Here is a 21764-nt window from a genome sequence, read left to right as displayed (position 1 = left end):
TTTCCTCATTTTTTGGCATTAAAACAGTTTATTTTGTTATAAAGGAACGTTTAGGTAAGGCAGCGATAACAGTTGTGACGATGATGACTGCTAGCAGACGATCCCCATAATCTGTTATTAATTGAACCAACAGGACGCTTGTTAACTGATTTAAACCTAAACCATATAAAAATTGGACAATTATGCTGGAACCAGCAGAAGTAATTCCACCAAATAAACAAACTGTAATCACGGAAGAAATCACTGTTCCTGGTATTGTTAACCACAACGTTTTAAAGGGTAATTTGGTTACTTTTAACTGCTGATGAAGGAGCAAACCTGCTAAAATTCCTGTGCAGAGTTGGACAGGTGAATAATACAGAGAAAAGATATCCGTTGTCAATCCAGTTAGTAGACTTGTTAAAATACCTGTTAGTGCACCAAAGAGTGGGCCTAATAACGCACCTGTAAAAATAGTTCCCACGCTATCAAGATAAATTGGTAAGCGAAGGAGCAACGCAATGGTACTGCCAAGATAGTTTAAAGCAACACTAAAAGCGATAATTGTAATGATTCGTGGTGTTATTTTTTTCATGGTTATCCCATCCTTAAATTTTTGAAATCCTTTTCGATCTCATCTATTTGTACATTTAAAAGAATGGATAGAAACTTCACGAAAAACCGTTGACTATCAACCGTAGTCAAGACATGACAATTGGCTGGTTGCTGTTGGAAATGATATTGATCGATCATTGATTGCCCCATAGCAATGCCATCAGGAACAATTTGTCCATAACTAGAAAAGCCTTGGCAGAGCGTAGGATCAATAAAATAAGCAACCGCTAAGGGATCATTGATAACACACCCTAAAATACGTTCATATTTCCAATGAAAATCAAAATAAAATTGAGTAATCTCAGCGAGGTAATTCCCCATTTTTGGGTTGAGTCGTTGACAATAATTGAGAATTGTTGGTGTAAAAACAATTTCTCGTGTGACATCTAAGCCGACCATCTCAATTTGTGTACCTAATTCCTCAAAAACCCAAGCTGCTGCATCAGGATCACACCAATAATTAAATTCTGCAACAGGAGAGCAATTGCCGTGGCTTTTAAAGGTCCCACCCATTGAGACAAAACGTTGAAGATTTCGCCCCAGAAGAGGTTCTTTTTGTAAAGCCAACGCAATGTTTGTTAAAGGACCAAGGGCAATGATTGAGCAATCGGTGGCTTGTTGAAAAGTTTGTGCTAAATAGTCGGTAGCAGAAAGAGCTTGTGCTTGGATTTTGCTAGTTCTTTGTAAATAAGTTTCACCTAAACCATCCATACCATGTGTATCTTGTGCACTAACAAATGGCCGTTTTAAAGGGCTAGCAGCTCCTTGGTAGACAGGAATATCTAAGCGATTAACTTTTTCCAAACATTTAAAAACATTTTCCACACCGATCTCCACGGGGACATTTCCGCAGACAACGGTAATCGCTTGGACATCTAACTCTGGTGAAGCAAGTGCGTACAAGAGAGCAAGCGTGTCATCAATTCCGGGATCACAATCAATAATTACTTTTTGCATTTTTTCCAATCCTCCTTTTTCGTTAACTGCAAATGATAACTCGTGTTAAAAAAGCTATGACTTGAGTTAGTCTTGAGAGATACTTAGTTTTTTATTCTGGGAAGTTTCCGAACCAGTCCGAGAAATTCTCGATTTTAAATGCACCTCTTTATCTTACTATATTTTGTAAAGATGTAAATAGTTGTCGGAGAAATGAAAAAGAATCTAGCCCTATATGTAGGAACTAGATTCTTCTTTTATTTATAAAGCGTTTCAGGAATAGCAATCGGTTCACCATATTTTTTCTCTAAAGCGGTCCGAATTAACCGAATCCCTAGATTTTTGTTGCGTGCTAAGATTGGACCGTGGAAGTAGGAGCCAAACACATTTTTATAGACAACGCCTTCGCCGTTATCTTGACCGTTATTGCCTTTGCCTTGTTTGACTGTTCCTAAAGGTCGTTCACCTTCACCTAAAAAAGTCATGCCATTATGATTTTCAAAACCATAATACGTTTCATCAAATTCTTCATTGTAAATTTCGATATCGCCAATGAAACGATTGTTGTCTTGGCTCAGAGTGTAATGATCTAATGCACCGATTCCTTTAATTTTTTCGCCTTGTGCGCCGACATAGTAATGTCCTAGAAGTTGATAACCACCGCAGATAGCTAACAAGACGCCATCATTTTCAATATAAGAAGTCAAAGCTTCTTTTTTATTCTGAATGTCTTCTGAGATGATCAATTGTTCAAAGTCTTGCCCGCCACCAACAAAGACTAAATCATATTTTTCGGGATCAAACGGTTCGTAGATACTGATAATTTCTGATTGGAAGGTAACGCCCATTTTTTCGGTTAAATATTTAAGCATCAATAAATTTCCGTTATCTCCGTAAGTATTTAATAAGTTGCCATATAAATGACAAACGACTAATTCTTTAGACACCATTCATTCCCCCTTGAATATACCCTTGGGCTGTTAATGATTTTCTTAATTGCAAAACAGCAGTATAGGTTGCCAAAATATAGACATGATCTGTCGGCAATGTTTTAATTTCTGAAATTACTTGCTCTAAATCAGGAATTTCTAGTAATTTTTCTTCAGGAATACCCGCAACTTTTAAACGCAAGGCCATATCTTCATGGCGATCACCGCCAGCAATTACTTTTGGAATGTCCATATCAGCAAAGGCTTCATGATTACCATCCCAAATCCAACTGACATCAATTCCATCTGCATAATTGGCATTTAATAATGAAACCAGCGAGAAAGAGTAAGGGGCTAAGCCCATCATATCAATGACCTGATTTAAACCAACGGGATTTTTTACTAAAACTAACGTACATTCTTTGTCGCCAACTTTAATGGTTTCTTGACGCCCAAAAACTTTTTCGTCATAAGCTAAGCCTGCTCGGATTTTATCTGGTGCCACCTGATAATATTCTGCTACCGCCGTGGCCGCTAGCGCATTATAAACATTATACATACCACCAACAGCAATCCCGTATTCTTCGCCATCAATCACAAAATCAGCAGATGTGTTATCCATCCGGACCATTTCCGTTAACTGCACATCCAATTCAGGCCGTTTAAAGCCACAATTTGGGCAATAGTAATCACCTAAATTAGCATACGTAATCATTTTATAATGAAGAATATGATTACATTTTGGACATAAAACCCCATCTGTATTGTAATGAGCCAATTGCTCTTTCGGTGGTAAATGATTAAATCCATAGTATTTGCGAGGATTCACAGTTTCTTTTGAATTAAAAATTGGCGAATCACCATTGCACAAAATAGTTGCTTCAGGAGCAGCAGCGGCGCCTTCCATAATTAAGCGGTACGTCGTATAAATTTCACCATAGCGATCCATTTGGTCGCGGAAAATATTCGTAAAAACAAATAATTTTGGTTGAATATATTTAGTGACACGGCTTAAACTTGCTTCATCAATTTCTAAAACCGCAAATTTCTTTTGTCCTTTTTTCGCCTTGGCATTTAAAAAAGTAGAGACAATTCCTTGCTCCATGTTAGCGCCGGTTGGATTTGTTAATACCTCATCAAATTCTTGGCGTAAAATGTTAACAGTTAAAGCAGTTGTCAATGTTTTGCCGTTCGTTCCAGTGACTACGACAATTTCATAGTCTTTTGCCAATGTATCTAAAATTTTAGGATCGATTTTTAGGGCTAATTTCCCTGGGTAGCTACTGCCGCCTTTAAAAAATGTTTGTAAAACCCATTGCGAAGTTTTGCCTGCAGCAATTGCTAAATGACTTCGAATCCCCATTTGTTGTCCCCCAATTTCTATATCTTTAATTTTTCGTTATTTTAAATTAAACTCAATCTATCATACCATAACTAAAATAAAAAATTAATTCCTTTTACTTTTTCTTACTATTATTTAAAAAGTCTTTTAGAAAAAGTAGAATAGTGAAGAAAAAAAGAGAATAGACGACTTGTCTTAACAACAAATCGTCCATCGATTTCCATTTTTATTTCGCATCAATATAACTGTATAGCGTATATTTAGAAATATTGAAGAAGTTAGAAACTTTGTCTCCAGATTTAGTGACTAAGAAGGCGCCTTTATTGTTTAAAAATTGAATACACTTGATTTTATCGTCCTTCGTCATTAATGGGACCGGCTTACCAACTAATTTGACTGATTCGTGAATTAAATCGTCTAACAACTCATTCACATCCTGAGGAATGTAATCAGGGTCTTTATCTTCTTCAGGTTCTGCAGTGGAAATCAAAGATTTTAAGTTCGACTCTGCAGCAATCAATGTAGTGATGTCGTAGTTAATAGCAAAAATACCATCAAGTCGACCATTCTCATCTTTAAAATACATTGTACTAGATTTTAAAATACGACCATCATGGGTGCGGGTCAGATAATTAATATGATCATTCAACTCACTGGGGTCTTTTTTTAAGGCTTCTAAGACTACTTGAGAAGGTCCATCGCCCAGATGACGAGAAGAGACATGACCATTTTCGATGGAAACAATCGAATTGTTAATATTGTCTTCATTGATTTGGTGGATAACTACTTCGCAGTTTTCACCAAATTGACCAGCTAAACCTTTAGCAATTTGTGTTAAAAAAGTAAGTTTTTCGTCGGATAACATAAATAAGCTCCTTTCTAATGTGCCTGGCACAAACAGTTTTTATAAGATTGTGTCAAATTTAACATAATATTTTTAAATGGAATAGGCAGGGCTAAATCCTTTAATGTCGCGTACTACCTGTTCTGAAAAATAATGATAGCATGATAAAAATAATAATACAAGATAACGGCAGTCAAAATTCTAAAAAATATTTTTTAGGTAGCATTGTTTTTTTTAAGGTAAGATGATATACTTTAATCAAGTTAATGAGTTCGTTAGTAAAAAATGCAAGCGCTTCAAATGCTTTTCGCAGGAAATATAGATTAGCCAAGCTAGTCAAGCTATATTCGTGAATGATTGAGCGATATATTTGTAAGCGTTTGCTGAATGTGGGATGTAGGTTGAAAAATAGGAGGAGAATACATGTTATTAATTGGAAATGGGCGTTTAATCACTCGGGATGTGCAGAATCATTTTTTTGAAAATGGGTGTGTGGCGATTGATGGTCAAGTTGTGAAACAAGTCGGAACGACAGAAGAATTAAAACAAGCTTATCCAGAAGCGACATTTATTGATGCTACAGGTGGAGTGATTATGCCAGGCTTTATTAACATGCACAATCATATTTATAGTACCTTTGCACGTGGGTTAAGTTTAACGAATTATCATCCCAAAAATTTCATGGATATTTTGGTAGATCAATGGTGGCGAATTGATCGTGCCTTGACATTAGAAGACACTTATCAAAGTGGTAAGGTTGCTTATTTAGATAGTATTCGAAATGGTGTTACAACTGTCTTTGATCATCATGCTAGTTACGGAGAAATTACAGGGAGTTTAACCCAATTATCTAATGCAGCGGACGAGTTAGGGATTCGGACCTGCCTTTGTTATGAAGTTTCTGATCGCGACGGTGAACAGAAAATGCGGGAAGCAGTTCAAGAAAATGCCGCCTTTATTAAAGCTAGTTCCTTAAGAAATGATGAGATGCAAAAGGCGATGATGGGCATGCATGCAGCATTTACTTTATCAGATGCTTCTTTAGAATTATGTGCAGCCAATACGCCAGATGGGATTGGCTATCATATTCATATTGCAGAGGATTTAGCCGATGTTCATGATTCTTTGAAAAAATATGGGAAGCCGATTGTGAACCGATTATTTGATTTAGGAATTTTAGGAAAACAGACAATGGCAGGTCATTGCATTCATATTGGACCTCATGAGATGGAATTACTAAGAGAAACAGACACAATGGTGGTCACGAATCCAGAGTCGAATATGGGGAATGCGGTCGGGTGCCCACCTGCGATGCGCATGTTTAATGAGTATGGTATTTTGATGGGTCTTGGCACAGATGGTTATACGAATGATGTGACGGAATCCTATAAGGTAGGAAATGTTATCCACAAACATCATTTAGCTGATCCAAATGCTGCTTGGGCAGAAATTCCCACAATGTTATTTGATAATAATCCGCAAATGGCTAATCGCTATTTTAAAACAAAGCTAGGGGTTTTAGAACCTGGTGCCGCAGCGGATGTCATCATTGTTGATTACCATGGCCCGACGCCAATGACAAAAGAGAATTATAACATGCACATTTTATTCGGCATGAATGGTGGGATGGTCACTGACACGGTGATTAATGGAGAAATTCGGATGCGTAATCGTGAAGTTCAAGGAATTGATGAAGAGAAAGTTTGGCATGATGCGCAAACGCAAGCACAATCTTTCTGGAAACGAGTAAATCAATAGCTTTCATTATAATTAAAAGGAGTGACGTTAATGAGTGATATTATGCATCCCATCTCAATTGATGCTTTATTAAATTGGATTTTTAGTGAGTATCAACAAGATGGCACAATTTTTGGCATTCGTAAATTTTATCATGCGGATCCTGCAAAAACGATTCCGTTATTTGGAGAAAAAATGGAAACCCCTTGTGGTCCAGCAGCAGGTCCTCATACACAATTAGCACAAAATATTATTGCGGCCTATTTAACAGGTTCTCGTTTTTTTGAAGTTAAGACAGTCCAGACACTGGATGGAGAAGATTTACCTGTAAGTAAACCATGTATCGCAGCAGCGGATGAATGTTACAACGTTGAATGGTCCACAGAATTGCGCGTACCTCAAGCTTATGATGAATACGTCAAAGCATGGTTTGTTTTGAAGTTACTGAGTAAAGAGTTTGAGCTAGGTGACCCGAATGGTTTCATTTTTAATATGAGTGTTGGTTATGATTTGGCTGGGATTCAATCACCAAAAATTGATCGTTATATTAACGAAATGCAGAACGCAGAAGGAACGCCGATTTGGGCGGAATGCCAAGCAGCTGCCAAAAAATATCTATCTTATTTTAAAAATGTAGATGACTTATATATCGAAGCAATTAGTCCTAAAGTCTGTCATTCTATTACGCTGTCGACTTTACACGGCTGTCCATCAGACGAAATTGAACGAATTACGGCCTATTTATTAAGTGAAAAAGGGCTCCATTCTTTTATTAAATGTAATCCAACCATGTTAGGTTATGAATATGCGCGTCAAACGATGGATGGGTTAGGGTTCGATTACATGGTTTTTGACGATCACCATTTTAAAGAAGATTTACAATTTGAAGAAGCAGTACCGATGTTACAACGTCTGCAATTATTAGCCAATAGTAAAAATCTAAGCTTCGGAGTTAAAATTACGAACACTTTCCCAGTAACGATTGCTGCAAATGAATTACCTGGTGATGAAATGTACATGTCAGGACGTTCGCTATTTCCTCTTAGTATTTCATTGGCACAAAAATTATCAGAAGCATTTGATGGGAAACTACAAATTTCTTATTCTGGCGGTGCAGATATTTTCAATAGTAAAGAAATATTTGATGCTGGGATTTGGCCAATCACTATGGCAACGACTCTGTTGAAACCCGGTGGCTATCAACGAATGAATCAAGTTGCTAATGTTTTAAGCGCAGCAAAATATCCTCACATGGTTCATGTCAACTTGGATAAATTAGTCCAAGTTGTTGAGAAGGCTAAAACACAAGCGCGTTACCAAAAATCAATTAAATTATCAGAAAGTACCAAACTAAGAAAAACAGTTCCATTAACGGATTGTTATATTGCTCCTTGTCGAAGTGACGGCGGTTGTCCAATCAATCAGGATATTCCTGCTTACCTTCGTTATGTAAGTGAAGGCAATTATTTAAAGGCCTTGCAAGTAATTGTAGATAAAAATCCGTTGCCTTTTATTACTGGAACCATTTGTGCACATCCTTGTATGACCAAATGTACACGTCAATTTTATGAAGAATCTATTCATATTCGGGAAGTGAAGTTAGAAGCAGCTGAACATGCCTATGATGAATTATTGACGACACTAGAAAAGCCACAGCCAAAAGAAAATGCACCTAAAACAGCTGTTGTGGGTGGAGGCCCTGCAGGGATCTCTGCTGGGTATTTATTAGCACGTGAAGGCATGCCTGTTACCGTGTTTGAAAAATCCGAGACAATTGGGGGCGTTTGTAGCCAGATTGTACCAGAATTTCGAATTTCGATGGAATCTGTTCAAAAAGACGTTCAGTTAGCGGAATTTATGGGAGCCGAATTCCGTACAGGACAAGAGGCGCCCTCATTGGCAGAATTGAAAAACCAAGGCTATACGAATGTTATTTATGCCATTGGTGCGTGGAAACACGGGGTCCTTCGTTTAGAATCTGGGCGAGCATTGAACTCGCTAGAATTTTTAAAAGCAAACCGAGAAAATCCAACGATTAATCCTTACGGAGAACAGATTGTCGTCGTTGGTGGTGGAAATACAGCTATGGACTGTGCTCGTGCAGCCACAACATTACCTGGTGTTAAAAAAGTCTCAGTGGTTTATCGTCGGAATAAACGTAATATGCCAGCAGATGAAGAAGAACTTTATTTAGCCTTAGAAGATGGTGTCGACTTTTTAGAATTACTTTCGCCAATTAAACATGAAAATCAACAATTAACTTGTGAAAAAATGGTCCTAGGTGAACGAGATGCTTCTGGACGCCGTCGTCCAGTTGGTACAGGAGAAATGATTGATATTCCTGCTGATACAGTGATTGCCGCTGTTGGCGAAAAAGTAGATACAGAATTTTACCAAGCATTAGGCATTCACACAGACAACTATGGGAAAGTCGTTTCAAATCAAGAAACCTTGGAAACAAATATACCAGGCGTCTATGTCATTGGTGACGCTAATTTAGGACCAGCCACAATTGTTGAAGCAATCGCTGATGCAACAAAAGCGGCCAATAATATTTGTCTTGTCCACAATCATCACTATGAAAAAGATAATTTAAATAGTGATGTTGCATTTGTTAGAAACAAACGAGGTATCCTGGTGACAGACGAAATGTCTTGTAGTCAAGCTAGCCGTTGCTTAGAATGCTCTACAATTTGTGAATCTTGTATGGATGTCTGTCCAAACCGAGCAAATATTGTTGTGTATATCGAAGGAAAACCACAAATTGTCCATGTTGATCGGATGTGTAACGAATGTGGTAACTGTGAAACATTTTGTCCTTATGCAAGTGCCCCTTACAAAGACAAATTTACCTTATTTAACAGTGAAGCTGATTTTTATGATAGTACTAATTCAGGTTTCTATGTGCAAAATCCTGTGGATAAAATTTGTTTACTGCGTTTATGGGGAACGGTGTCAACGATTCAATTAACGGATCAAGGATTAGATGTACCAGAAGATTTAATCGCATTAATGGTAACTATGATTGAAGAATATGCATATTGTATGCAAGCATAAAAGGATATTTACGACTGGGGGATAAATGAATGTCTATTCTGCTCAAAGGTGGAACCGTCGTATCTGCATATAATCGTCGTCAATTGGATATTCGAATTGACGGCGAGCAAATTGTAGAGATGGGGGCAAATTTACCAGTAGAGAATTCTCAGATTGAGGATGTTACGGGGTGTTATGTATTACCAGGCTTTATTGATGCGCACACGCATCTGGAATTAAATAATGGCAAAGGTTCGTTAAGTACGGCGGATAACTTTACTACTGGCAGCCAAGCGGCGGTGGCCAAAGGTACGACTACGGTTATTGATATGGCTACACCTAATAAAGGCGGCTCATTGAAAGACTGCTTGGCTGCTTGGAATCAATTGGCTGAAGGCAAGAGTTCATGTGATTATACTTATCATATGTCCATGATTGAATGGAAACCAACGATAGCTGCTGAAATTCGGGAAATGATTGCTGCAGGTATTACTTCCTTCAAAATGTATATGGCTTATGATAACTTGCGGACCACAGATGCGGAAATTTTTGAAGCGATGAAGGAAATAAAAAAAGTTAATGGAATGTTAGGCGTTCATTGTGAAAATGGTGATTTAGTAGATGAATTAGTTCAGTCATATGTCTCTCAAGGAAAGCTAACCCCACACTATCATCCGTTATCAAGACCGGCGGCTGTTGAAGCAGAAGCGGTAGCAAGATATTTGATGATAGCAGAAATGGCTGATTTGCCGATTAATATTGTGCATTTAAGCACAAAACGATCGTTAGAAGCGGTGGAACGGGCTCGTCAAAGAGGACAATCAGTCTATGTAGAAACTTGTCCTCAATATCTTTTATTAGATGATCACTTGTATGATGCGCCTAATTTTGAAGCAGCAAAATATGTCTGCTCACCGCCACTACGCAAACGAGAAGATCAACAGGCTTTGTGGCAAGGGATTAAAGAGGGGGCAATCAATACAATATCGACAGATCACTGCAGTTTTAATTTTCACGGACAAAAAACAGTTGGCAAAGATGATTTTAGTAAAATTCCCAATGGGATGCCAGGTGTTGAAACGAGACCAGAATTAATTTACACGGAAGGTGTGACGAAGGGCCAAATCACCTTGGAAAAAATGGTTGCTTTGCTTTCTGAAAATATTGCTAAACAATTCTCAATGTATCCACAAAAAGGTGTGGTGCAAGAAGGCAGTGATGCCGATTTAGTTGTTTGGGATCCCAGAACAACAGGCGTGATTGCTGCGAGAACGCAGTTACAAAATGTCGATTATACGCCGTATGAAGGATTTGAAACACAAGGACAGGCTCGAATGGTTTATTTAAGAGGTCAAAAAGTTGCTGAAGCTGGGCAAGTCATCTTGGCAAACCAAGGAAAATTTGTTTTTCGTAAAGCAACTTAAAAATAGAAGGAGGAGAAGTATTTTTGGAAAAAATTAAATGGACAGCAAATGAAATGCCGAAGACGGAGGATAAGTACTTACCTCTGATGTCTAAAGAAAAAATCGAGAAAGCTTTAGCTTTTCACAAAAGTTTTCCCCAGCATTCAGAAACGCCATTAGCAGAATTGAATCATATGGCCGCTTATTTGGGGTTAAATGATTTCTTTGTTAAAGATGAATCTTATCGCTTTGGTTTAAATGCTTTTAAAGTCTTAGGTGGTTCGTTTGCCATGGCTAACTATATTGCCGAAAAATTAAAGAAAGATGTTTCGGAACTAACATATGATGAATTAACTTCTGATCAATTACGTTCAGCTTTTGGACAAGCTACGTTTTTTACAGCAACTGATGGCAACCATGGACGAGGAGTCGCTTGGGCTGCGAATAAATTAGGTCAAAAATCAGTTGTACTCATGCCGAAGGGTTCAACACAGACGAGAAAAGAAAATATTGAAAAAGAAGGCGCAATCGTCACAATTGAAGAAGTTAATTACGATGAATGTGTACGAATGGCTAATAAAATGGCTGAAGAAACTGAAAACGGTGTCATGGTTCAAGACACCGCTTGGGATGGATATGAAAAAATTCCAACTTGGATTATGCAAGGATATGGAACGATGGCGTTAGAAGCCTCTCAACAATTAAGAAAATTTGGCTCTGAACGACCTAGTCATGTTTTTGTTCAAGCTGGTGTCGGCAGTTTAGCTGGGGCGGTGATTGGTTATTTTGCTAATGCTTTTCCAGAAAACCCACCGATTATGGTCGTAGTTGAGGCACAGGCCGCTGACTGTTTATATCAATCAGCAATTAAAAAAGACGGAGAAATTCGCTTTGTCGATGGTGATTTACAGACAATTATGGCTGGTTTAGCATGTGGGGAACCTAATACGATTTCTTTTGATATTTTAAAAAATCATACAGCCTTCTTTGTTTCAGCACCAGATTGGGTTTCCGAAAAAGGAATGCGTATGTTGGGCGCGCCATTAAAAGGGGATCCGCAAGTTGTATCAGGCGAATCTGGGGCAGTAGCAATGGGCTTAGTAGCTACAGTAATGCAAGATCCCGACTATCAAGAATTACGTGAGGCATTGCAACTGGATGAGACGTCAAACGTTTTAATGTTTTCTACCGAAGGGGACACTGATCCAGACAATTATAAAAAAATTTTATGGAGGTAAAAGGAATGGATTTTAATGCAGTAAATGCAGCAGCAGAAGGTTACAGAGAAGATATGGTCAAATTTTTAAGAGACCTTGTCAAAATTCCAGGAGAAAGTGCAGAAGAAGGTAACAAAATTGCGCGAGCAAAAGCCGAAATGGAAAAATTAGGCTTCGATAAAATTGACATTGATCCTCAAGGGAATTTACTTGGCTATATGGGGTCTGGTGAAAAATTAATTGCTTTTGACGGGCACATGGATACTGTCGGAATTGGTGAAATGAGTAACTGGGAATTTGATCCTTACGATGGCTATGAAACAGAAACGGAGATCGGTGGTCGCGGTACATCTGACCAAGAAGGTGGGATTGTTTCGGCTATTTATGGCGCTAAAATCATGAAAGATTTAGGTCTATTATCAGAAAAATACACTGCTTTAGTAACAGTCACTGTCCAAGAAGAAGACTGTGACGGCTTATGCTGGCAGTACATTATCAAAGAAGACGGTATCCGTCCAGAATTTGTTGTTTCAACAGAGCCAACAGATGGTGGGATTTATCGTGGTCAACGAGGCCGCATGGAAATTAAAGTTGATGTCAAAGGTGTTTCGTGTCATGGTTCAGCACCAGAACGTGGAGATAATGCCATTTACAAAATGGCGGATATCTTACAAGATGTTCGTGCTTTAAACAACAATGGAGATACAGAAAGCACAGCGATTCGTGGTTTAGTTCGTATGTTAGATCCTAAGTACAATCCAGAGTGGCAAGAAGCCCGTTTCTTAGGTCGTGGTACGGTGACCGTTTCGCAAATTTTCCATTCTTCACCAAGTCGGTGTGCTGTTGCGGATGGCTGTACCGTTTCACTAGACCGGCGAATGACTGCTGGAGAAACTTGGGAAAGCTGTTTAGAAGAAATTCGCAATTTACCAGCTGTTAAAAAATATGGAGATGATGTGACGGTTTCAATGTATAACTATGATCGTCCTTCTTATACTGATTTAACTTATGAAATTGAATGTTATTTCCCAACATGGGTAATTCCAGAAAATCATGATGTAACAAAAGCCTTGATGGAAACGCATAAAAATCTCTATGGGGAAGCACGGAAAGGCTCTGTAGAAACAGTGGAAATGCGTGAAGAACGCCCATTGTTAGATAAGTGGACCTTCTCAACAAATGGCGTTTCAATTATGGGACGTAATGGCATTCCTTGTATTGGTTTCGGACCAGGCGCCGAAGCACAAGCACATGCACCAAATGAAAAAACTTGGAAAGATGATTTGGTTCGTTGTGCAGCCGTTTATGCGGCATTACCAACGGTCTATTGTGGTTAAGTAAAGGATTATTAGACAAGCAAAAAGGAGCAGATGGAATGGAAACGTTTAAAGAATATATTGAGAAATTAGATAAATTAGAATTTGAAAAAATGTACGAAAATGACTTTTTCCTAACTTGGGAAAAAACAAGAGATGAATTAGAAGCTGTTTTCACAGTTGCCGATACATTACGCTATTTAAGAGAAAATAATATTTCAACTAAAATCTTTGATAGTGGCTTGGGGATTTCTTTATTCCGTGACAACTCTACAAGAACACGTTTTAGTTTCGCTTCAGCGTGTAATCTTTTGGGCTTAGAAGTTCAAGATTTAGACGAAGGAAAAAGCCAAATTTCTCACGGAGAAACTGTTCGTGAGACAGCAAACATGATTTCTTTTATGGCTGATATCATTGGTATTCGTGATGACATGTACATTGGTAAAGGCAATGCTTACATGCACGAAGTATCAGAATCTGTCCAAGAAGGATATAAAGATGGGGTATTAGAACAACGCCCAACGTTAGTGAATTTACAATGTGATATTGACCATCCGACGCAAGCAATGGCGGATGCATTGCATTTAATTCATGAATTTGGCGGCATTGAAAACCTGAAAGGGAAAAAAGTTGCCATGACTTGGGCGTATTCACCATCTTATGGAAAACCATTATCTGTTCCTCAAGGAATTGTTGGTCTAATGACCCGTTTAGGAATGGATGTCGTCTTAGCACATCCAGAAGGTTATGAAATTATGCCAGAAGTAGAAGAAGTTGCGAAGAAAAATGCGGCAGAATTTGGTGGAAACTTTACTAAAACAAATAGTATGGCAGAAGCATTCAAAGATGCGGATGTTGTTTATCCGAAAAGCTGGGCACCTTTTGCGGCAATGGAAAAGAGAACTGAATTATATGGCAATGGTGACCAAGCAGGAATTGATCAATTAGAACAAGAATTACTTTCTCAAAATAAAAAGCACAAAGATTGGGAATGTACAGAAGAATTGATGAAAACAACAAAAGACGGCAAAGCTTTGTATATGCATTGTCTACCAGCTGATATTACTGGCGTAAGTTGTGAAGAAGGCGAAGTGGAAGCTTCTGTTTTCGATCGTTATCGGGTCGAACTTTACAAAGAAGCTAGCTACAAACCGTATGTTATTGCGGCTATGATTTTCTTAAGTAAAGTAAAAAATCCGCAAAAAACTTTAACAGACTTAGCGGATAAAGCGACACCAAGAGAAGTAAAATAATGAATTTGGCATGAAGACAGATGCTTTTTCTTTACACAATGAATCATTAGAAGTTGCCTCTTCAACATGAACAAATAAGACCTTCCCAAGTCTATTCATGAATGTGTGATTGTCTCGAGTCAAGAACGCTTAGTCATGTGCGTTGACTTCATGCAACGACAACAGACAGTTAATACGAAAACTCGTTGTGAAAAAGAAAAAGCATCGTCCTTTTTATAAAACAGAAAATGAGGTGAAGCAATGGGCAAACGCGTCGTAGTAGCTTTAGGTGGCAATGCTTTAGGAAATAATTTGACGGAGCAGATGACTGCCGTAAAACAGACCTCCAAAGCGATTGCAGATTTGATTGAAGCAGGATATGAAGTTATTTTATCTCATGGCAATGGTCCTCAAGTAGGGATGATTCAATTAGCTATGGAAGAATTTTCCTTTAATAATCCACAATATCCAGTTGTTCCGTTATCCATGTGCGTAGCCATGAGTCAAAGTTATATTGGCTATGATTTAGAGAATGCGCTACAAGAAGAGTTGCGTCAGCGAAATATAAGTAAAGCCGTCACCACCATAGTCACTCAAGTGGTCGTGGATGAAAATGATCCGGCGTTCAAAAAACCAACGAAACCAATTGGTCGCTTCATGACAAAAGAAGAAGCAGAACAATTAGTCAAAGAAAAAAATATACAAGTGATGGAAGATGCTGGCCGTGGTTATCGCCAAGTCGTCGCTTCTCCTAAACCAAAAAATATTGTCGAACTTCTCACGATTCAAACATTGGTTGATGCTGGCCAAACAGTCATTGCTGGCGGCGGTGGTGGCATCCCAGTCATTCAAGAAGGGAATCGACTAAAAGGTGTAAATGCAGTCATCGACAAAGATTTTTGTAGTGAACGACTAGCTGAACAAGTAGATGCTGATCTGCTCGTGATTTTAACAGCAGTTGAAAAAGTTTGTATTAATTTTGGTAAAGAAAATCAAGAATCCTTAGGGAATATTTCAACAGAAAAAATGAAACAATATGCGCAAGAAGGTCAGTTTGCTCCAGGTTCAATGTTACCAAAAGTTGAAGCAGCGATTAAGTTTGCTGAATCTAAGCCAGGTCGAAAAACATTGATTACGTTATTAGAAAAAGCCAAAGAAGGATTATCTGGAAAAACAGGGACTTTAATTGAAAATAAAAAATCATAGAGTGGAGGAAAACGATGACAAACAAAATGATTAATTCTGCACAGGCACCAGCTGCTGTAGGACCTTATTCACATTCTGTCTTAGCGGGAAATACGTTGTACATTTCTGGGCAACTAGGATTAGATCCGCAATCGGGTGAAATGAAGGCTACAGTGGAAGAACAAGCAAAACAAGCTTTTATCAATTTAGGTTCGATTTTAAAAGAGGTCGAGATGACCTATGATAATGTTGTGAAAACAACGGTATTTTTACAACATATGTCTGATTTTAGCAAAATTAACGAAATCTATGGGAATTACTTTTCAGAAGTTTTGCCTGCACGTTCTTGTGTAGAAGTAGCCAAGTTGCCTAAAGATGGGTTATTTGAAATTGAAGCAGTTGCTGTCAAAGGATAATTTTTAAGATGTTTCTGAGGGAAAAAGGATTGCATTCTTTACTGATTAAGGGGAACAATCCTTTTAGAATAAAAAGAAGAAGGAAACGATCCTATGAATGAAAAAAAAGAGCAAGCATTATTTGAATATGATGCGAAACTATCAATTTCTGAAGCAATTCCGATGGGATTGCAACACGTTGTCGCAGCAGTAGTAGGGATTGTCACACCGGGAATCATGATTGCCAAAGTTTGCCAATTAAGTCCTAGTGATACGACTATTTTGATACAAACATCATTGATTTTTTCAGCAGTTGCCACGTTAATTCAACTTTTCCCTATTTTTGGAAAAGTGGGTTCACGGTTACCAGTTATGATGGGTGCAAGTTTTGCGTATGTACCGATTTTGATGGCCATCGGAGCTGATTTTGGGATTGCAGCAATTTTTGGTTCCCAATTAGTTGGCAGTATTCTTGTTATTATTGTTGGTTTGTTCATTAAAAAAATCCGTGTGTTGTTTCCGCCTTTAGTAACAGGAACAGTTATTTTAAGTATTGGACTTTCCCTGTTTCCAGTTGCAATTAAGTATATGGCAGGAGGAGCTGGTAGTGCTGATTTTGGTTCAGCCCGGAATTGGCTAGTTGCATTATTAACCTTTGCGATTGTCTTTTACTTCAATTATTTTGCAAAAGGATTTTTGAAGTTATCAGCAATTTTAAACGGAATGGTTATTGGCTATTTGATTTCTTTAGCTTTAGGAATGGTTAGTTTTGAGCCCGTTCAAAATGCTAAAATCATTCAGGTAATTACCCCGTTTCATTTTGGACTGGATTTTCAACTGGTGCCTATCTTTACGCTTGTGGTGATGTTTATTGTTGATGCTGTTCAAGCCATCGGTCAATTTACAGCAACAACGGTTGGAGCAATGGATCGGGATGCAACGGATGAAGAATTATCTGGCGGAATTATGGGGAGTGGTTTCACTAACTTTATTGGCAGTTTATTTGGATCAATCCCAGTGGCAACTTTTGGACAAAATGTTGGTCTGGTTACGGTAACAAAAGTGATTAATAAATATGTTCTGGTTTTCGCTTCAGTTATATTATTAATTGCTGGTTTTGTCCCGAAAGTAGCAGCGTTATTAACTACGATTCCTTACGCGGTAATTGGTGGCGCAACGATTTCAGTTTTTGCTTCTATTTCTATGACAGGTATTCGGATGATTGCTTCGCAGGAAATGACTCCTCGAAATGCTGGGGTTGTCGGAACAGCTCTGGCATTTGGAATGGGTGTCACATTGTCTACGGGAAGCTTAGCTGGTTTTCCAACTTGGGTAACAACGATTTTCGGTAATTCGGAAGTTATCTTAACCACTTTGGTAGCTGTCCTTTTAAATGTCATTTTAAAATCAAAAAAGCGCATAGCACTTGAATGAAGATTGCTTTTTTTGATACGAAAGTGAGTAAGCTTTCGTATCCTTTTTCCCTTACGTTATCTATAAAAAAATGAACGAATAAAGGAGGAGAAGATGTTTACGTATTCCTTAAACTTAAAATTAAAAACAGATCGAAACTTTTTTGGTCCTGGCGTTGTCGAAGTTTTACAAAAAATTCAGCAAACTGGTTCACTAAACTTAGCGGCAAAAGAGATGAAAATGTCTTATAATAAGGCATGGCGGATTGTGCGGGTAGCTGAAGAAGAGCTATCTTTTCCATTAATTATCAAAAGTGTTGGTGGTTGTAATGGTGGCGGGTCAATTGTTACGGACCAAGGAAAAGAGTTGATTGATCAATATCTTTTATTTGAGAAAAAAGTGTATCAGCAGGTAGAGGCATGCTTTGAAGAAATCTTTAAAGAACAGGATGTAGTATCGGAGGAACTGAAATGAGAGAAGTATTTCAGCGTTTGAAACAGGCAATATTGGAAAAGCAAGACACGATGTTATTAACGATTGGTACAAGTTCAGGCTCTACACCACGAAGTCAAGGGGCTAGAATGCTGGTTTCCGCCGAAGGTAGAGTAGCCGGAACTGTTGGTGGTGGGGCGGTTGAATTTCAGGCTGAACAAGTGGCAAAAAAGCTACTTATTGAGAAAGAAAATGCACAACGTCAATTTATTTTAGCCCCGAATAATATTGCTGATTTAGGCATGGTCTGTGGCGGAAATGTCACAATTTTTTTCCATTATCTTTCATGGGAAACGCCATTCTTAAAAGAGTTGTGTGAGTCTATAGAAACGCATTTTCAAAATAATCAACAAGGCTGGTTAATGACTGAACTAGAACAAAACAATTCAGGAAAAGTATCCTTTTATAGTGAAACAGGCGAATTGATTGGTTCCACTTCTTGGGAGGGGGAATTAAGTTTACTACCTAAAGGTATCCATTGTGAGCAAAAAGAGGAAATCACTTTTTTTACAGAAGCGATCCTCCAAGTAGGGAAAGTGTACATTTTTGGAAGTGGTCATGTCGCACGCGCGTTGGTACCTATTTTGAACTATTTATCGTTTTATTGCGTTGTAGTGGACGATCGTCCAGAATTCTTGACGGCACAAGCTTTTCCACAAGCTGAGGAACTACGGGTTATTCCTTTAGAAAATTTAGCTACGTTTATTGAAATAACGGCAGATGATTATGGTATAGTAATTACCAGAGGACACAATTTTGATTTCATCGTTGCCAAACAGTTATTGGAAACACCAGCCAAATATATTGGTGTGATGGGGAGCAAACACAAAATTGCTTCACAAGTTCGACGGTTAAAAGAAGTCGGTTATACAATGACTGAAATTGAAAGAATTTTCATGCCAATTGGCTTAGATATTGCAGCTGAGACACCAGAAGAGTTAGCGATTAGCATCGCGGGAGAATTAATTCAACAGCGCTATCAATAATGAGGACCTTTAAATTAAATAAAAAAGTTTTTTTGCTAAAAAATAATTTTTAGAACAAAGATTTGTGGTATAATCTAGGTGATTGAACACTAAACTATATCAGAAATCGAGGTGCAAGAAATGTATTCAATTATTGTAAATGGCCAAAGTGAAACCTGTGAAACAAACAAAAAATTAATGGACTTTTTGCGGGAGAATCTGGGCCTAACTGGAACAAAAGATGGCTGTAATCAAGGCTCTTGCGGCGCGTGTACGGTACTAGTAAATGGAAAGGCTTCCAAAGCGTGTTTATTTACTCTGGAAAAATTAGCTGGCAAAGAAGTCACGACAATCGAAGGTTTAAGCCAACGGCAAAAAGATGTCTATGCTTATGCGTTTGCAAAAACGGGTGCAGTTCAGTGCGGGTATTGCATCCCTGGGATGGTTATTTCAGCACAAGGATTATTGAACAAGAAACCCGAGCCCACAAAAGAAGACATTCAGAAAGCTTTACGCGGGAACATTTGTCGTTGTACAGGATATGTGAAAATAATAGAAGCCATTCAGCTAGCTGCTAAAATGATTTGTGAAGAAACGAGCATTCCGGAAGAACATTCAAATGGTAAATTAGGGGAAGACTTCCAACGGGTCGATGCAGTCGAGAAAACATTAGGTACAGGGATTTACGTAGATGACATTGACATAGAAGGAATGCTTCATGCGTCTGCTTTGCGGAGTACCTATCCTCGTGCAAAAGTTCTATCAATCGATAGTACCCAAGCATTGGCGCATCCTGACTGTGTGGCTGTGTTCACAGCCAAAGATGTTCCAGGAAATAATAAAATTGGTCATTTAGAATTTATTTCCGATTGGGATGTAATGATTCCAGAAGGAGAAATAACACGGTATGTTGGGGATGCAGTGGCACTCGTTGTTTCAAAAAGAAAAGAAACCTTACCAGAGATAAAAAATTTAGTGGAAGTTGATTATGAAGAAATGACACCGCTTACTTCTTGTGAAGCAGCCTTAGCAGAAGGTGCACCAGCTATTCATGAAAAGGGCAATATCTTGTCTCATGAACACTTGGTACGTGGCAACGTAGAGGAAGTGTTAGCAAATTCTGCATTTGTAGTGACAGAACATTATTCCGTACCAATTAACGAACACGCCTTTATGGAACCCGAATGTGCGATTGCACAGCCTGAAGGTGAGGGCGTTTTACTCTTTAGTGCAGGTCAAAGTATCTATGATGAACAACGAGAAGTTGCTCGGATGCTAGGACTAGACAAGGAAAAAATTCATGTTCAATCAAAACTTGTTGGTGGTGGTTTTGGTGGGAAAGAAGACATGAGTGTTCAGCATCATGCATCCTTAGCCGCTTGGTTATTGAAGAAACCAGTAAAAGTACTGCTAAGCCGTGAAGAAAGTTTGATGGTTCATCCCAAACGCCATGGCATGGAAATGGACTTTACGACCGGCTGTGATGAAGAAGGCAATTTAACTGCAATGAAAGCAGTGATTTATGCGGATACTGGGGCCTATGCTTCTTTAGGAGGACCGGTATTGCAACGAGCTTGTACACATGCGGCAGGTCCCTACAAGTATCAAACGATTGATGTGGAAGGGTTTGCTGTATATACTAATAATCCGCCAGCAGGTGCATTTCGTGGATTTGGTGTTTGCCAAACGGCTTTTGCAATTGAAAGTAATTTAAACTTGTTAGCAGAAAAAGTCGGACTATCACCATGGGAAATACGCTTTAAAAACGCTGTCGCCCCAGGAGATACTTTACCGAATGGACAATTGGTCTCGAAAAATGCAGCTTTAAAAGAAGCCTTGTTAGCGGTTAAAGACGTCTATGAACAAGCAGAAGTTGCCGGGATTTCTAGTTTCTTTAAAAATAGTGGCGTGGGTGTGGGGCTACCTGATACAGGGCGTTGTATTATTTCTGTTGAAGAAGGTAAAATACATGTCCGCACAAGTGCTGCTTGTATCGGCCAAGGGATGGCAACCGTTACGACGCAAATTGCCTGTGAAACATTAAATTTACCACCAGAAATGATTGTTGCGGAAGCACCTGATACGAGAAGAACGCCGAATTCAGGAACGACAACGGCTTCGAGGCAGTCACTCTTTACAGGAGAAGCTACTAGAAGAGCGGCAATGCAATTACGGTATGAACTTGATATGGGACGTGCTTTAAGCGATTTGGAAGGCGAAGAATTTTATGGGGAATATTCAGCGAAAACGGATCCATTAATTAATGATAAAAAAAGTCCAGTTAGTCATGCTGGTTATGGTTATGCTGCTGAAGTAGCTATTCTAGATGACAAGGGAAAAGTAGCTAAATTTGTGGCTGCGTATGATATGGGGCAAGTGGTGAATCCACGAGCTGCTGAAGGTCAAATTGAAGGTGGGATTGCGATGGGCATGGGGTATGCTTTAACTGAAAAATTTGCCTTAGAAGAAGGCTATGTTAAAGCAAAATATGCAACGCTAGGATTAGTGAACGCCACTCAAGTACCACCAATCGAAACAATTTTGGTTCATGCTGACAATCTTCACGAAGGTTTAGCCTATGGAATTAAAGGCGTAGGTGAGTTAGCAACGATCCCTACCGCACCAGCTTTAGCAGGCGCATATTTCGCCTTGGATGGTCAGCTCCGACCAAGTCTGCCTTTAGAAAATACCCCTTATCAAAAGAAAAAAAGATAAAAGGAGACAACTC

At 38.7% G+C, this 21764-nt stretch carries 17 protein-coding genes and 1 riboswitch; of the genes, 12 read left to right on the top strand and 5 right to left on the bottom strand.

The genetic code is table 11. The features are described from left to right. Positions 1-28: 28 nt before the first annotated feature. From IGI87_RS10205 to IGI87_RS10185, 5 genes are all read right to left on the bottom strand, one after another. Positions 29-574: an ECF transporter S component gene (locus IGI87_RS10205; protein WP_104855336.1), complete on the bottom strand. Its 546-nt coding sequence runs from the start codon at positions 572-574 to the stop codon at positions 29-31. 2 nt (positions 575-576) lie between these two features. Further along, entirely contained in the window at positions 577-1551 is a 975-nt protein-coding gene (locus IGI87_RS10200; RefSeq protein WP_104855337.1) for a nucleoside hydrolase, read from the bottom strand. 77 nt (positions 1552-1628) lie between these two features. Continuing rightward, positions 1629-1673: riboswitch (PreQ1 riboswitch) on the bottom strand. Between the two features lie 114 nt (positions 1674-1787). Further along, entirely contained in the window at positions 1788-2480 is a 693-nt protein-coding gene (locus IGI87_RS10195; RefSeq protein WP_174107051.1) for a type 1 glutamine amidotransferase, read from the bottom strand. Then, the gene (locus IGI87_RS10190; protein WP_002362254.1) at positions 2470-3822 is read right to left on the bottom strand and encodes a Mur ligase family protein; all 1353 of its coding nucleotides are present in this window, start codon (positions 3820-3822) and stop codon (positions 2470-2472) included. The genes IGI87_RS10195 and IGI87_RS10190 overlap by 11 nt, the downstream gene beginning before the upstream one ends. A gap of 205 nt (positions 3823-4027) precedes the next feature. After that, on the bottom strand, positions 4028-4666 hold the full coding sequence (locus tag IGI87_RS10185) for a helix-turn-helix transcriptional regulator (protein ID WP_104855339.1): 639 nt from the start codon (positions 4664-4666) through the stop codon (positions 4028-4030). Positions 4667-5068: 402 nt separating this feature from the next. Between IGI87_RS10185 and ssnA the strand changes: the two genes are divergently transcribed. The 12 genes from ssnA (at position 5069) to xdh (ending at position 21751) form a co-directional block, all read left to right on the top strand. Next, positions 5069-6403: a putative aminohydrolase SsnA gene (ssnA, locus tag IGI87_RS10180; RefSeq protein WP_113794480.1), complete on the top strand. Its 1335-nt coding sequence runs from the start codon at positions 5069-5071 to the stop codon at positions 6401-6403. Positions 6404-6433: 30 nt separating this feature from the next. After that, the gene (gene ygfK, locus IGI87_RS10175; RefSeq protein WP_438736927.1) at positions 6434-9439 is read left to right on the top strand and encodes a putative selenate reductase subunit YgfK; all 3006 of its coding nucleotides are present in this window, start codon (positions 6434-6436) and stop codon (positions 9437-9439) included. Positions 9440-9468: 29 nt separating this feature from the next. Beyond that, the gene (gene hydA / locus IGI87_RS10170) at positions 9469-10842 is read left to right on the top strand and encodes a dihydropyrimidinase (RefSeq protein WP_104855342.1); all 1374 of its coding nucleotides are present in this window, start codon (positions 9469-9471) and stop codon (positions 10840-10842) included. 23 nt (positions 10843-10865) lie between these two features. Next, a complete protein-coding gene (dpaL, locus tag IGI87_RS10165; RefSeq protein WP_438736924.1) occupies positions 10866-12059 on the top strand; it encodes a diaminopropionate ammonia-lyase in 1194 nt (397 codons plus the stop codon). Further along, positions 12050-13375 (top strand): YgeY family selenium metabolism-linked hydrolase, encoded by a 1326-nt coding sequence (locus IGI87_RS10160; protein ID WP_113794477.1) that lies wholly within the window; start codon positions 12050-12052, stop codon positions 13373-13375. The genes dpaL and IGI87_RS10160 overlap by 10 nt, the downstream gene beginning before the upstream one ends. Before the next feature lie 38 nt (positions 13376-13413). Next, positions 13414-14607 (top strand): knotted carbamoyltransferase YgeW, encoded by a 1194-nt coding sequence (gene ygeW, locus IGI87_RS10155; protein WP_002359643.1) that lies wholly within the window; start codon positions 13414-13416, stop codon positions 14605-14607. 240 nt (positions 14608-14847) lie between these two features. Then, entirely contained in the window at positions 14848-15792 is a 945-nt protein-coding gene (gene arcC / locus IGI87_RS10150) for a carbamate kinase (RefSeq protein WP_317095030.1), read from the top strand. Positions 15793-15806: 14 nt separating this feature from the next. Next, a complete protein-coding gene (locus IGI87_RS10145; protein WP_002356593.1) occupies positions 15807-16187 on the top strand; it encodes a RidA family protein in 381 nt (126 codons plus the stop codon). 93 nt (positions 16188-16280) lie between these two features. Continuing rightward, positions 16281-17600 (top strand): nucleobase:cation symporter-2 family protein, encoded by a 1320-nt coding sequence (locus IGI87_RS10140; RefSeq protein ID WP_438736921.1) that lies wholly within the window; start codon positions 16281-16283, stop codon positions 17598-17600. A 93-nt stretch (positions 17601-17693) separates the two neighbouring features. Further along, positions 17694-18053: a winged helix-turn-helix domain-containing protein gene (locus tag IGI87_RS10135; protein ID WP_002356595.1), complete on the top strand. Its 360-nt coding sequence runs from the start codon at positions 17694-17696 to the stop codon at positions 18051-18053. Next, positions 18050-19057: an XdhC family protein gene (locus tag IGI87_RS10130; RefSeq protein ID WP_438736919.1), complete on the top strand. Its 1008-nt coding sequence runs from the start codon at positions 18050-18052 to the stop codon at positions 19055-19057. Before IGI87_RS10135 ends, IGI87_RS10130 begins: the two co-directional genes overlap by 4 nt. Before the next feature lie 120 nt (positions 19058-19177). Then, complete coding sequence (xdh, locus tag IGI87_RS10125) at positions 19178-21751, top strand: selenium-dependent xanthine dehydrogenase (RefSeq protein ID WP_438736917.1); 2574 nt, start codon at positions 19178-19180, stop codon at positions 21749-21751. The last annotated feature ends 13 nt before the right edge of the window (positions 21752-21764 follow it).

This window comes from Enterococcus sp. DIV1444a, from assembly GCF_051712125.1.
GTDB lineage: Bacteria > Bacillota > Bacilli > Lactobacillales > Enterococcaceae > Enterococcus > Enterococcus faecalis.
This window is presented reverse-complemented; position numbering and strand designations above follow the sequence as displayed.